Source organism: Spongiimicrobium salis (assembly GCF_043678055.1).
GTDB lineage: Bacteria > Bacteroidota > Bacteroidia > Flavobacteriales > Flavobacteriaceae > Spongiimicrobium > Spongiimicrobium salis.
This window is the reverse complement of record NZ_JBHEQA010000003.1, coordinates 180322-195541: the sequence shown is the minus strand read 5'-3', so window position 1 is coordinate 195541 and position 15220 is coordinate 180322. Positions and strand designations below refer to the sequence as shown.

6 protein-coding genes are annotated in these 15220 nt (G+C 40.4%); all 6 read left to right on the top strand.

All coding sequences use genetic code 11. The features are described from left to right. Window positions 1-47: 47 nt before the first annotated feature. The 6 genes from ACEXOE_RS15690 (at window position 48) to ACEXOE_RS15665 (ending at window position 15191) form a co-directional block, all read left to right on the top strand. Window positions 48-2522 carry a hypothetical protein gene (locus ACEXOE_RS15690; RefSeq protein ID WP_394749785.1) on the top strand — a complete coding sequence of 825 codons (2475 nt, stop codon included), beginning with the start codon at window positions 48-50 and terminating at the stop codon, window positions 2520-2522. A gap of 87 nt (window positions 2523-2609) precedes the next feature. Then, window positions 2610-5054 carry a hypothetical protein gene (locus ACEXOE_RS15685; protein ID WP_394749784.1) on the top strand — a complete coding sequence of 815 codons (2445 nt, stop codon included), beginning with the start codon at window positions 2610-2612 and terminating at the stop codon, window positions 5052-5054. An 84-nt stretch (window positions 5055-5138) separates the two neighbouring features. Further along, entirely contained in the window at window positions 5139-7595 is a 2457-nt protein-coding gene (locus ACEXOE_RS15680) for a hypothetical protein (protein ID WP_394749783.1), read from the top strand. A 123-nt stretch (window positions 7596-7718) separates the two neighbouring features. After that, window positions 7719-10118: a hypothetical protein gene (locus ACEXOE_RS15675; protein WP_394749782.1), complete on the top strand. Its 2400-nt coding sequence runs from the start codon at window positions 7719-7721 to the stop codon at window positions 10116-10118. Window positions 10119-10229: 111 nt separating this feature from the next. Continuing rightward, a complete protein-coding gene (locus ACEXOE_RS15670) occupies window positions 10230-12614 on the top strand; it encodes a hypothetical protein (protein WP_394749781.1) in 2385 nt (794 codons plus the stop codon). Between the two features lie 192 nt (window positions 12615-12806). Further along, window positions 12807-15191 carry a hypothetical protein gene (locus ACEXOE_RS15665; RefSeq protein ID WP_394749780.1) on the top strand — a complete coding sequence of 795 codons (2385 nt, stop codon included), beginning with the start codon at window positions 12807-12809 and terminating at the stop codon, window positions 15189-15191. Window positions 15192-15220: the final 29 nt, after the last annotated feature.

Genomic DNA, 15220 nt, shown 5'->3' with positions numbered 1-15220 from the left:
TGTTAATGTTGTTTTAAAATATTCTATAAATCCATATATTAGCTTATATGGCTAAAAAAATACTTTCACTTTTATTTTTTGCAGGTATTGGTATTTCAAGCATACAGGGGCAAAACGGAGATGTAGGTAGCTACACTAAGGCCTTTAAAGCGTACTTTGAGCTCCCTAGGGAAACCGTTTTTCTTCATTCGAATAAAAGCGCATATGTAGTGGGCGAAGATATCTGGTTCAAGGGCTATGTATACAACAGACAAAAAGCAAAACCTTTTAAAGAAACTTCCAATATCTATATCGGCATCTACGATAGCTTAGGGCAACCCCTTCATAAAAAATTATTCCGAAGCAAAGAGGGATTCTTTAAAGGAAATATCAAAATAGATTCTACCTATGTCAATGGCGCATACTATGTGAAGGCATATACGAATTGGATGAAAAACTTTAAAGAAGATGATGCCTATGTTCAAAAAATACGGATCTATAACAAATCCCAGATACAGACCAGCGCATCCGAAGATATTGTATATGATGTACAATTTTTACCGGAAGGAGGCAATGTCATCCTAGGAATTCCCAATACCATAGGGGTAAAAGTTACTGATCAATATGGGTATGGCAAAAAGATCAAAGAAGGAGTTATTTTAACTCAAGAAGAAATTATCGTCAAACAGTTTAAAAACAATGAACTTGGCCTAGGGAAATTTAAGATAACTCCATATCCCGGAGAGCAATACAAAGTAAGAATTACCTTTTTAGATGGAAGTGAAGGGACATATGCTCTCCCTAAAATTTATAAAGAGGGAATTAATATCACTTTACAGAATACGAGTAAGGATATGCTCACCTTGATTATAAACACCAATGCTGAGACCAGGGATAAAATTGGGAATAGAAGCTTTGACTTGCTTGTCCACAGAGATGGTGCATACAAGAAAATACCCATAGACTTTGCCCAAGACAGGACCAACGTATCGCTCCTGCTGAAGAAGGAGCTGCTACATAAGGGAATGAACGTGATTACCTTATTCGATGATTTGGGAGTTCCTGTATTGGAACGCCTTTTTTTCAACGCCCACGGAGTAGACTTTCCGGATGTTGCCATAGCTGCAACAGAAGTAAACAGTGATTCGTTGGAGCTGAAGTTAAAAATCAACGGTAAAACACAAGACTTGAAAAATTTGAGTGTTTCCGTACTTCCAAGGAACACGCTATCCTATAGACATCCAGATAATATTTTAAGCACCTTTTACTTGAAACCGTATTTACGAGGGTTTGTGGAAAAGCCAATGCACTATTTTCAGGATTTTAATGCAAAAAAAGAGCTTAAATTAGATCTTTTGCTGTTGACGCAGGGATGGAGTAAGTATCAATGGACAGATATTCTTAATACCCCTGTACAAGAAACGCATAGCTTTGAACAGGGCGTGCGTTTTGACGGAATCATACGATCCAAAGTGCGCAAAGGGGAGAAAGTATTTCTAAAAGGCACAAGAAATCATACTTCACAGCACTTAAATATTGAAAACAGCAAGTTTGCTGTAGTCAACTATTTCCCGGAAAAAGGGGAAAGTATTCGTATTGCACTGAACAAAAAATATGGCGGATATCGAAAACCTGATATAGAAATGGCTATGAACATTGCTATGGAGATGGATACCCTTTCCTATATTTGGGCAGACGATAAGGCTTTAAAAGTGGAAGAATATGATATTCCAAGTTCTTTTAGCTTTGTTTTAGAGGACAATACTATTGAACTCAATGAAGTAACTGTTGTTGAAAAGAAAAAGAAGAATGAGCTGTCACAGACCAATGTCTTCGTACCCAAGTTTCTAAAAAATAAGGTAACCGAAATTACGCCTGAGATTGCTTGGAACCGCCCTCTATTCAGTGATATACTCAGAGCAAATGGGTATCAGGTGCGGGAATCATTGCAGTTTAGCGCTTTTGACCCCCAGGATCCCCAAAGTGGAAGTTCGGCAAACAGTCGTGTTGATATACGACTAAGAACAAAGCAATCTTTTACAAACGCCAAATCTCCCCAACCCATCATTTATATCAATGGGGTCCGTTTAACCCTGTTTGATGAACTTTACCGCTTTCCTACCTCCAAAATTGAAAGCTATTATATCGAAAAATCTGGAGCCTCTGAAGGATCTCGTGGTGCCGGTGGAGTGATACGGATTTTCACAAGACGGGATAGTGAGGTGGAATCTGTTTTTGCTCAAGATGACGCAGCCAGGAGATTTGGAGATGTGGCGGAAGGAAAGTATTTTGAATATAAAATTACAGAAGGATTTGAAACTGAAAAGGAGTTTTATGCTCCTAAATATAGCACATACAAGAACGACGCTTTTGAAAATTTTGGAGTAGTACATTGGACGCCTAAATTAGTGACCAATGAAAAAGGCGAAGCAAGTTTCAAAATAGTGAATACAGGAATAAAAGAGCTCTCCTTTTTTATTGAAGGAATGGGCAAAGACGGCAGTTTGTTATCTGTGGCGAAGCACATAAAAGTTGTTCCTTAAGGAAATGTGCGGGCAAGTGACGGTAATGAACTAACTATAGGTAATATAGGTTGGAACTTTACTGTTGTACAAAAATACCCGCATGCCATGAAAAAAATATATGTTCTTGTCATCTTTTTGTGTTTGGAGCCTGCTGCACTAGAGGCTCAAAGAAGTGATTATTTCGAAGATTTCAAGACTTATTTTGAGCTTCCCCGGGAATCGGTCTACCTGCATTTGAACAAGAGCACTTATGTACTGGGCGAGGATATGTGGTTCAAGGGCTATGTGTACAACAGGCAAAAAGAGCAACCTTTTAAGCAAACCTCCAATGTCTATATCGGTATCTATGATAGCTTGGGGAAACCCTTGCAGAAGAAATTATTCCGTGCCCGCGAAGGCTTTGTACAGGGAAATATTGCGGTGGACTCCACCTTTTCCAATGGTGCCTACTACATCAGGGCCTCCACGAACTGGATGAAGAACTTCAAAGAGGACGATTCCTATGTACAGAAAGTCCATGTATATACGAACTCACAAGATCTTACCCCTAGAAGCGAAAAAGTAGCTTATGACGTACAGTTCCTTCCTGAGGGCGGGAACCTGATCTCTGGTATACCGAACACCATAGGGGTAAAGGTGACCGATCAGCACGGTTATGGCAAGAAGATCGTGCAGGGCATCGTCTTAGATGAAAATGATGTGGTGGTAAAGCGCTTTCAGAACTCGGCCCTTGGCCTGGGCAAATTTGAGATGGTGCCCTACCATGGTCAAGAGTATAGGATACAGGTCACTTTTGCGAACGGGAAACGGGAGACCTACGCACTTCCCAAGATCTACCCTGAGGGAATCAATATCCATGTGCGGAATACCAGCAAGGACAGATTGACCTTGATCTTGAACACCAATACGGAAACCAGGGAGAAGATCGGGGAGCGGAGATTCGATCTGTTGATCCATCGTGATGGAGCGGTAAAGAAACTGCCGATAGCTTTTGCCAAGGATAGCACTAAGGTATCACTCTTGCTCAAAAAAGAACTGCTGCAAAAAGGGATGAACATCCTGACGCTCTTGGACGATATGGGCCAGCCCGTACTCGAACGCCTGTTCTTCAATACCTATGGGATGGATAGCCCGGAAGTATCCCTGTCCTATCAGAAATTAAAGAACGACTCCCTGCGGATCCAACTGAAGGTCAAGGACGGCTTGGGTGACCTAAAGAACCTGAGCATCTCGGTACTGCCCAAAAATACCTTGTCCTATGCCCATCGGGACAATATTTTGAGCACCTTTCACCTAAAGCCTTATATACGTGGCTTTGTGGAGAACCCGGGCTATTATTTCAATGATTTTAATGCGAAGAAGGAATCGGAACTGGACCTGTTGCTCTTGACCCAAGGGTGGAGCAGATACCAATGGACGGACATCCTAAATAGGCCACCGAAGAACAAGTTCGAGTTTGAACAAGGGCTGCGTTTCGATGCGGTGGTGAAGTCAAAAATACGGAACGGGGAGAAGATCCGATTGGAGGGATCAAAGCACCACACCCCCCAATTCGTGAATATTTTTGAGAACAAGTTCACGGTGGTGAACTACTTCCCGGAACGGGAGGAGCAGATCAAGGTGGCCTTGGTACGAAAATATGGAGGGTATCGCAAACCTGAACTGGACGTAGACCTCCGAGTGAATGCACAGATCGATACTCTGAAGACGCTTTGGGCAGACAATGTGGCCTTTCAGTTGGATGCGATGGAGTTTTTGTCGAATACGAATGGCCTTGTAATCGAGGACAATACGATTTCCTTGGATGAGGTGACCTTAGTGGAGAAGAAAAAGAAGAACGAGCTCTCTCAGACCAACGTATTCATACCTAAATTTTTGAAAAACAAAGTCACGGAGGTCACCCCGGAGATTGCCTGGAACTACCCTTTTTTTACGGATATCATTAGAACGAAAGGATATCAAGTTAGAGAAGAATTAACCCTCACTAGAGATCCTAGAGCAGATAAAATTGTAGATATTCGGACTAGAATTCCTTTGAATTTTGGTCAATTTCCTAGACCTATAGTGTATCTGAACGATGTGCGTTTGAGATTTTTTGATGTCCTTTACAAGTTTCCTACTTCCCAAGTAGAAAGCTATTATTTTGAGCGGTCCGGAGCTTCGGAAGGTTCTCGTGGCGCAGGAGGGGTCATCCGCATCTATACCAGAAGAGATAGTGAAGTGCAATCCGTTTTTGCCAAAGATGACATTGCAAAGAAATGGAGTTCGTTACAAGGGGCACCGTCCGGGAAATATTATGAATATAGGGCAAAACATGGATTTGAAAAAACAAAGGAGTTCTACACGCCCAAATATAGAACGTATCTGGATAAGGCCTTCGAGAATTTTGGAGTAGTGCATTGGGCACCCAAGGTGGTGACCAACGAAAGAGGCGAGGCCAGCTTTAAGATTTTGGATACGGACCTCCGTGAACTCTCCTTTTTTATCGAAGGAATGGGACAAAAAGGGAGCTTGATATCAACAACGAAGAATCTAAAGATTATTCCATAATGAACCGGATCAAGGATTGTTGGTTAACGATGAAGCTATACATAGTTTGAAAATTTACAATGTAAAAATGAACACGCATATGCCATGAAAAAAATATATATTCTAATTTCCCTTTTGTATTCCTTTCCCTGGACCATGGAAGCGCAGGAAAGTGATTATTTCGAAGATTTCAAGACCTATTTTGAGCTTCCCCGGGAATCGGTCTACCTGCATTTGAACAAGAGCACTTATGTACTGGGCGAGGATATGTGGTTCAAGGGCTATGTGTACAACAGGCAAAAAGAGCAGCCTTTTAAGCAAACCTCCAATGTCTATATCGGGATCTACGATAGCTTGGGGAGACCCTTGCAGAAGAAACTGTTCCGTGCCCGCGAAGGCTTTGTACAAGGAAATATTGCGGTGGACTCCACCTTTTCCAATGGCGCCTACTACATCAGGGCCTCCACGAACTGGATGAAGAACTTCAACGAGGACGATTCCTATGTACAGAAAGTGCATGTGTACATCACTTCCCAGGATATTGTTCCCACGACGGAAAAGATAAGTTATGATGTACAGTTCCTTCCTGAGGGCGGGAACCTGATCTCTGGTATACCGAACACCATAGGGGTAAAGGTGACCGATCAGCATGGTTACGGCAAGAAGATCGTAGAGGGCGTTGTCCTGGACGAGAAAGAAATAGTGGTAAAGCGTTTTAAAAACTCGGTCCTTGGCCTGGGCAAATTTGAGATGGTGCCCTACCATGACCAAGACTATAGGGTACAGGTCACTTTTGCAAACGGGAAACGGGAGACCTATGCACTTCCCAAGATCTATCCCGAGGGAATCAATATCCATGTGCAGAATACCAGCAAGGACAGGTTGACCTTGATCTTGAACACCAATACGAAAACCAGGGAGAAGATCGGGGAGCGGGGGTTCGATCTGTTGATCCACCGGGACGGAGCCGTAAAGAAACTGCCGATAGCCTTTGCCAAGGATCGGACCAATGTATCGCTCTTGTTGAAAAAAGAGCTGCTGCAAAAAGGGATGAACATCCTGACACTTTTGGACGATATGGGCCAGCCCGTACTCGAACGCCTGTTCTTCAATACCTACGGGATGGATAGTCCGGAAGTATCCTTATCCTATCAGAAATTGAAGAACGACTCCCTACGGATCCAACTAAAGGTGAAGGACGAGTTGGGCGACCTAAAGAACCTGAGCATCTCGGTACTACCCAAAAATACCTTGTCCTATGCTCATCGGGACAATATTTTGAGCACCTTTCACCTAAAGCCTTATATCCGCGGCTTTGTGGAGAACCCGGGGTATTATTTTAACGACCTCAATGCGAAGAAGGAATCGGAACTGGACCTGTTGCTCTTGACCCAAGGGTGGAGCAGATACCAATGGACGAACATCTTAAATAGACCTCCAGAGGACGAATTTGAATTTGAACAAGGCCTGCGTTTCGATGCGGTGGTGAAGTCGAAAATACGGAACGGGGAGAAGATCCGATTGGAGGAGTCAAAGCACCACAGCCCCCAATTCGTGAATATTTTTGAGAACAAGTTCACGGTGGTGAACTACTTCCCGGAGCGGGAGGAGCAGATCAAGGTGGCCTTGGTACGAAAATATGGGGGATACCGCAAACCTGATTTGGATCTGGACCTCCGGGTGAATACACAGATCGATACCCTGAAGACGCTTTGGGCAGACAATGTGGCCTTTCAGTTGGATGCGATGGAATTTTTGTCGAATACGAATGGACTTGTGATCGAGGACAATACGATTTCCTTGGATGAGGTGACCCTGGTGGAGAAGAAAAAGAAGAACGAGCTCTCACAGACCAATGTATTCGTGCCCAAATTCCTAAAAGATAAAGTCACGGAGGTCACCCCGGAGATTGCCTGGAACTATCCTTTGTTTAGTGATATTATCCGGACCAGAGGCTATACGGTTCGGGAAGAATTGAGTTCAGGTACTGGAGATGCTCGAGGGAATAGTCGGGTACAGATTTTTACTAGAATTCCATTAACTCTTTTTCCTGCGCCTAAATTTCTGGAACCCATTATTTATTTGAACGATGTACGTTTGACCTTTTTTGATGTATTGTACCGTTTTCCCACCTCCCAGATCGAAAGCTATTATTTTGAACGTTCGGGAGCTTCTGAAGGATCTCGTGGTGCCGGTGGCGTTATCCGGATTTATACCAGAAGGGATAGTGAAGTGACCTCTGTTTTTGCCCAGGATGACATTGCCAAGAAATGGGGTTCATTGCAAGGAGCACCGTCAGGGAAATATTATGAATATAGGGCGAAACATGGATTTGAAAAAACAAAGGAGTTCTACACGCCCAAATATAAAACGTACCAGGACAAGGCCTTCGAGAATTTTGGGGTGGTGCACTGGGCGCCCAAGGTGGTGACCAACACAAAGGGTGAGGCCAGCTTTAAGATCTTGGATACGGATCTCCGTGAACTCTCCCTTTTTATAGAAGGAATGGGGCAAAAGGGAAGCTTGATATCCAAGACGAAAAACCTAAGTATAATCAGATAAACAAAAAGGGTAATTTCTTTTTGAATAGAAATGAAATGATTGAAATAAATGGAGACTAAATAACAAATGTTACAAAAAGTTGATGTATTTTAAAGGTATATAATTGATATAAGTATTGTAAACATGAAAAAACAATGGCTCGCAATTACGCTTCTCTTCATTTCTTTTGGAGCTTTATATGCGCAAGGAAATCAGAATGAACAGCAAGCCGAAGAGGCTTTTGATGCCTATTTTGAGTTGCCTCGGGAGGCAATTTTTTTACATCTCAATAAGGATACCTATATCGCTGGAGAAGAAATCTGGTTCAAAGGATATGTCTACGACCGACAAGAAAGTATTCCCTTTAAGGAAACTTCCAATGTCTACGTAGGCATCTATGATAGTATTGGCCGACAAATCAGCAAAAAACTCTATCTGGCCAAAGAAGGTTATCTTCAAGGCAATATCCCTGTGGATTCCACTTTTGTTACTGGATCCTATTATATCAAGGCGGCTACCAATTGGATGAAAAATTTCAAAGAGGATGATACCTATGTACAAAAAGTAAAAATCCTGAACAAAAAACCTTTGGCGATGAGTGCCCAGGATGAACAGCAATACGATGTGCAGTTTTTACCGGAAGGAGGAAATCTTATTGCAGAAATCCCTAATACGATTGGTGTAAAGGCTATTGATGAGCAGGGATATGGAGTGGCCATAGCAAGTGGAGTAATCACAGATGAAAATGGAAAAGAAGTGGCTCGGTTTGGGAATTCTGTACTGGGGTTGAATAAATTTACCATGCAACCCGCTTTGGGGCAACGTTACAGTGCGACCGTAAAACTCAGCAATCAAAAAGAACTTAAACTTTCTCTTCCTTTAGCCTTGACACAGGGCATCAATGTCACCGTGAACAATGATTTTGAAGATAAAGTTATTATTACTTTGGGAGCTAATAATGCTACTAGAAAAAGAATCAAAGGCAAACGTTTTTATCTTTTGGTACATCGCGATGGGATTGCCCGGAAAATTGAACTGACTTTTGATGAGGCAAAGTTGACAAACTCCTTTACTTTAAAGCGTGAAGTATTGCACAAAGGCATTAATATAATAACGCTTTTTGACGAAAATGCAAAGCCTGTCCTAGAACGAATTTTGTTCAATGCTCAAGGAATTGCAAATCAGGAAATAGAGGTGGTTTATGCCGCCCAAGTGTTCGACTCGCTAAGATTATCAGTGAACATGAAAGCCAAGGGGAAACACAACCTGAGTATTTCGGTATTGCCAGAGGAAACGGTTTCCTATGGCAGCAAACAAACGATTTTGAGTACGTTTTACTTGAAACCTTACCTCAAAGGTTTTGTTGAAAACCCGGCTTATTATTTTCAGGAGATGAATGCCAAAAAAAAGGCACAATTAGATGTGCTATTGCTTACCCAAGGCTGGAGCAAATACCATTGGAATACTATTTTGAATAACACTCCGGAAGCATTGTATGAGTTTGAACGCGGCATTACGCTAAATGGAACGCTGAATGAACCTAATTTGAGTACTACGGACAAGGTCTTTGTATATCCTACAAAAAATCATGATTCCCAGGTTCTTGAAGTTGCTCCGGACAAAAAGAAATTCAGTATCGTGAATTACTTTTTGGAACAAGGCGAAGAATTAAAAGTCTCTTTGTTAACGAATAACAAGAAATTGGTACGACCTAAAATGTTTATGAATGCGGTCAACAGGAATAGCAAAGATAATATTGTCCGTATCTGGGAGGATAAATTTTCTGAAAAGCAGTTATGGAATGAAGAAAATAATACAGCTCCAAAATTTAACTTGACCAAGGAGACCATTCGTTTAAATGAAGTGGTGGTCACTGAAAAAAAGAAGAGATCCCTTGCAGATGACAATAGCTTAATACCCAACTATCTAAAAAATAAGGTGACTGAGGTAGACGAAAGTATGTTACGCACGTTTCCCTTGGTTTTGGATATCATAAGAGCAAGAGGTTACGATGTACAGGAAAGCTTGAGTTTTGGGTCAACAGACAGGTTAAGAATTGCTTCTAGGAGAGATGGAAGACCAGCGCGAATAATTTTAGATGGTGTTCCCCTTCCGGAGTTAAATATTTTGGTAAACCTAAGAACCGATAAAATAGAGAGTTTTTTATTTGATAAAATTGGATCAAGAGAAGGGGTTCAAAATGGGCGAAGTGAGGTCATTTATCTGTATTCCCGTCGTGGAGGCAAAGAATTGGATTATGACAACGGTAGCGTGCCAAATTCCTTTTCTTTAGTAGTGGACAATGGTTTTGAACCCAAGAAACAGTTTTATACGCCCAAATACCCTTCCTATTTTGATAGTAGTTTCCAAAAATACGGAGTTATCCATTGGGCACCGGAGGTGATTACGAATAATGAAGGCAAGGCCTTTTTCAATATCGTAAATACAGGCTTGGAGAAAATGACCCTATTTATTGAGGGAATGGGGGAAGATGGAAGTGTATTCTCTATGGTAAAAACAATACAGGTAAACCCCAACAATTAGTAAAATAAACCCAAAGGAAGTGTTGAGAAAAAAGAATTGAGATCTCTAATTTTATTCAATTTACGGAAATGTATCTTTACACTTGGACAGAAATATATCAAATGCTTGAAAATGAAAAAAGTACTACTTACAATCATCGTGCTTTCCATATCTTATGGTAAGCTAACCGCACAGGAAAGCCGTAAAGAAAGAAAAGCAGAAAAAGCTTTTGACGCTTATTTTGAATTGCCTAGGGAGGCTATTTTTTTGCATCTCAATAAAGACACTTATGTGGCCGGTGAGGAAATCTGGTTCAAAGGCTATGTCTACGACAGGCAGAAAAATACCCCCTTTAAGGAGACTTCCAATGTTTATGTGGGAATCTATGATAGTATCGGCAAACAGATCAATAAAAAGTTATATCTGGCCAAAGGAGGGTATTTACAAGGCAATATTCCCGTAGATTCTAGCTTTGTTAGTGGGTCGTATTATATCAAGGCGGCGACCAATTGGATGAAAAACTTTAAAGAAGATGATGCCTATGTACAGAAAATAAAGATTTTGTACAAGCAACCATTGGCAATGATTGCTCCGGAAGCGCCGCAATATGATTTGCAATTTCTCCCCGAAGGAGGAAATCTTATTGCAGATGTCCCCAATAGCATTGGAGTCAAAGCTATTGACGAACAAGGATATGGAGTGGCTATAGAAAGTGGAGTGGTCCGGGATGAAAGTGGAAATGAGGTGGCCCGATTTGACAATTCCATATTGGGATTGGACAAATTTACCATGATACCCGGCTTCGGGAAACGCTATAAGGCGACGGTAACTTTTGCGAATAAAAAAGAGTTGACTGTTCCGTTGCCCGCAGCCCTGGCAAGAGGAATCAACATACGGTTGAACAATGATTTAAGGGATAAGGTGATCATTACCTTGGGGGCCAATAAGGCCACAAGAAGAGCCATTAAGGGCAAACGATTTTACCTTTTGGTGCATCGCGATGGTATTGCACGAAAAATTGACTTGACTTTCGATGATTCTAAGTTGACGAACTCTTTTACCATAGAACGCAAATTGCTGAATACAGGCATTAATATTGTCACCTTATTCGACGAAAATGCAAAACCTATCCTAGAACGACTCTTGTTCAATGCAAGAGGGATTGTACCCCAAAATGTAGATGTTGCCCATACTGCCCAAGTGCATGATTCGCTACGACTATCAGTGCAACTACAGGCTAAGGGAAAACATAATTTAAGTATTTCTGTATTGCCCGAGGAAACGATTTCTTATATGCATAAAGATAATATTTTGAGTACTTTTTACCTGAAACCATACCTTCATGGTTTTGTAGAAAACCCAGCCTATTATTTTAAGGATATGAACGCCAAAAAAAGAGGGCAATTGGATGTGCTTTTGCTTACCCAGGGTTGGAGTAAATACAATTGGAATGCTATTTTGAATAGAGCTCCAGAACAACTATATGTGTTTGAACGTGGAATTAGCCTAAATGGAACGCTGAACGAGCCTGATTTGGGTGCTAGGGACAAAATTTTTGTCTATCCCACAAAAAACCATGATTCTGAGGTGATTAAGGTAGGTCCGGACAAAAAGAAATTCAGTATCGTGAATTACTTTTTGGAACAAGGGGAGGAATTAAAAGTTTCTTTACTAACGAATAATAAGAAATTGGTGCGACCTAAAATGTATATGAATTCGATCAATAGAAATACCAATGATAATATTTCCCGTATCTGGGAGGATAATTTTTCCGAAAAACAATTGTGGAATATAGAAAACAATGCAACTCCTGAATATACTTTGACCAAGGAGACCATCCGTTTAAATGAAGTAGTGGTTACAGAAGAAGTTAAAAGACCCTTGGCAGAGGACAATGGTTTTATTCCTGATTATCTCAAAAATAAGGTTACCGAGGTGGATGAGCAATTGGCGCGTAATTTTCCCAATATTGAAGATCTTATACGTTCTAGGGGCTATGATGTGATGAGAATATTTGGAGACCTTATCATATCCTCCAGAAGGGATGGGAGATCTCCCGTGGTTATTCTTGATGGAAGACGTTTACCGGATTTGCGATTTATATTGAATTTACCGATTTCACGAATAGAAAGCTTCCTCTTTGATAAAATAGGATCACGGGAAGGCGTAAGATCCGGCTTGAGTGAGGTTATTTACCTGTATTCGCGTCGTGGAGGCAAAGAATTGGATTATGACAATGGTAAGGTGCCCAATTCCTTTTCTCTAGTAGTGGACAATGGTTTTGAACCCAAGAAACAGTTTTATACGCCCAAATATCCTTCTTATTTTGATAGTACCTTTCAAAAATATGGAGTTATCCATTGGGCTCCTGAAGTGATTACCGATAAAAGAGGTAGAGCGTTTTTCAATATCGTGGATACAGGTTTGGAGAAAATAACCTTATTTATTGAAGGAATGGGAGAAGACGGAAGCTTGTTCTCCACGGTAGAAACCATACATTTAAATCCAGATAATTAATAACCGCCGACCAGGAGCCCACGTATCTAAACGTACATTTGTATACAAGAATACAAGATGGTCGGTATATTTCTTGGAACGCTTCTGGTGTAAGGGTAGTTTTACTATAATTTTAAGATAATCGGCATGATTCTTGTTGATGCATAGAAAGATATCTTTAAACCGTAGTATAACTTCTTAAACACTTGAAAAATGAACAAACCATTACTTGCTATTACACTTTTGATGCTTTCTTACCACAGTCTGATCGCACAAGAAAATTACAAAGAACAAAAAGCAGAAGAAGCTTTTGATGCGTATTTTGAATTGCCTAGAGAGGCCATTTTTTTACATCTTAATAAAGATACCTATATCGCTGGAGAAGAAATTTGGTTTAAAGGTTATATCTATGATAAGGAAGAGGACTTGCCTTTCAAGGAGACTTCCAATGTCTATGTAGGCATCTATGATAGTATAGGAAAGCAAATCGATAAAAAATTATATCTGGCCAAAGATGGTTATTTGCAAGGAAATATTCCTGTGGATTCCACATTTGTAAGTGGTTCGTATTATATCAAGGCCTCCACGAATTGGATGAAGAATTTTAAGGAAAAAGATGCCTATGCCCAGAAAATAAAAATTTTATACAAAAAGCCATTGAAGTTGGCACTGTTGAAAGAACAACAGTACGACGTGCAATTCCTACCAGAGGGAGGAAATTTAATTGCAGATATTCCCAATACTATTGGTGTAAAGGCTATTGATGAGCAGGGATATGGAGTGGCTATAAAAAAAGGCGTAATCAAGGATGAACAGGGAAAGGAAGTGACGCAATTTGGAGATGCCGCATTTGGATTGGATAAATTCAGTATGCAACCAAAGGCAAATGAGAAGTATACAGCCGAGGTAACCTTTACCAATGGAAAGAAAATAACCACGGCATTACCTCTAGTATTGGGTCAAGGAATCAATATTAGCTTGAACAATGATTTGGCCGATAAGGTCATTATTACATTAGGCGCTAATAAGAGGACGCAAAAAAGAATCAAAGGCAAGCGTTTCTATCTTTTAATACATAGGGATGGTATTGCACAAAAAATTGATTTGGAATTTGATGGTGCTAAGAAGACAACTTCTTTTTCAATAGAACGAGACCTCCTGAATAAGGGAATCAATATTGTGACCTTGTTCGATGAAAATGCAAAACCCGTATTGGAGCGTTTACTTTTTAATGCAGAGAGAATGTCTTCGGAGGCAGTAGATGTGGCCTATGCTGGACGCGAAAAGGATTCTCTACAAATTTCGGTCTTGGTAAAAGACAAAATCAAAAGCAATTTAAGTATTTCTGTATTGCCCCAAGGAACAGTTTCTTATGCGCATAAGGATAATATTTTGAGTACTTTTTACTTGAAACCTTATATTAAAGGTTTTGTTGAAAACCCGTCCTACTACTTTAGAAATGTAAATGCCAAAAAAAGAGCAGAACTCGATGTACTTTTACTTACCCAAGGATGGAGTAAGTACAATTGGAATACGGTATTGAATAAAGCTCCTAAACCTCTACATGTATTTGAACGCGGTATTACTCTGAACGGAACACTCAATGAAACCAATTTGGGAGCCTCTGATAAAATCTTTGTCTACCCGTCAAAAAACAATGATTCTGAAATCATCGAAGTATCTCCGGATAAAACCAAGTTTAAGATTGTAAACTACTTTTTGGAGCAAGGAGAGGAGTTAAATATTTCATTGTTGACCAATAATAAGCGCTTAGTGAAACCCAAAATATATGTAAACGCTGTGAACAGCAATACAGCGGATACTGTAGAGAATGTTTGGAAGGATAAGCTATTTGAGGAAAACGCCTGGAGTGCTGAAAATAATGACGTTCCGCAGTTCGTATTGAAAAAAGAAACGATACGCTTAAATGAAGTTGTAGTGACCGAGAAAAAGAAGAAGCCTCTGGCGGACGATAATGGAAACATTCGGGACTATCTCAAAAAATGGGTAACAGAAGTAGATAAGGACATTGCACGTAGTTTTCCTAATGTAGAAGATCTCATTCGTGGAAGGGGCTATGACGTAATACGCGTATTTGGAGGTATTTCAATTCGTTCTAGAAGAGATGGTAGGTCTCCATTGGTTCTACTCGATGGCAATCGTTTGCCCGATTTACGATTTATATTGAATTCACCGATAACGGAATTAGAAAGTTTCTTTTTTGATAAAATAGGATCTCGTGAAGGGGTTAGAACAGGTTTAGGTGAAGTTATCTATCTGTATTCACGTCGTGGAGGAAGAGAATTGGACTTGGGTGAAGAGAAGATAGGCAATTCATATACTTTTTTAATTGAAAAAGGTTTTGAGTCCCAAAAACAATTTTATACCCCCAAATACCCTACTTTCTTTGATAATACGTTTAAAAAATACGGGGTCATTCATTGGGAACCGGAAGTGCTTACAAATAACAGTGGAAGAGCTACCTTCAATATATATAATACCGGCTTAAAGGAAATGACCTTCTTTATAGAAGGTATGGCAGAAGATGGGAGTCTGTTCTCTACGATTAAAACCATACAGTTAGAATCCAATAACTAAGCCTGATATAGAGGCCGTAGCCGTAAAAA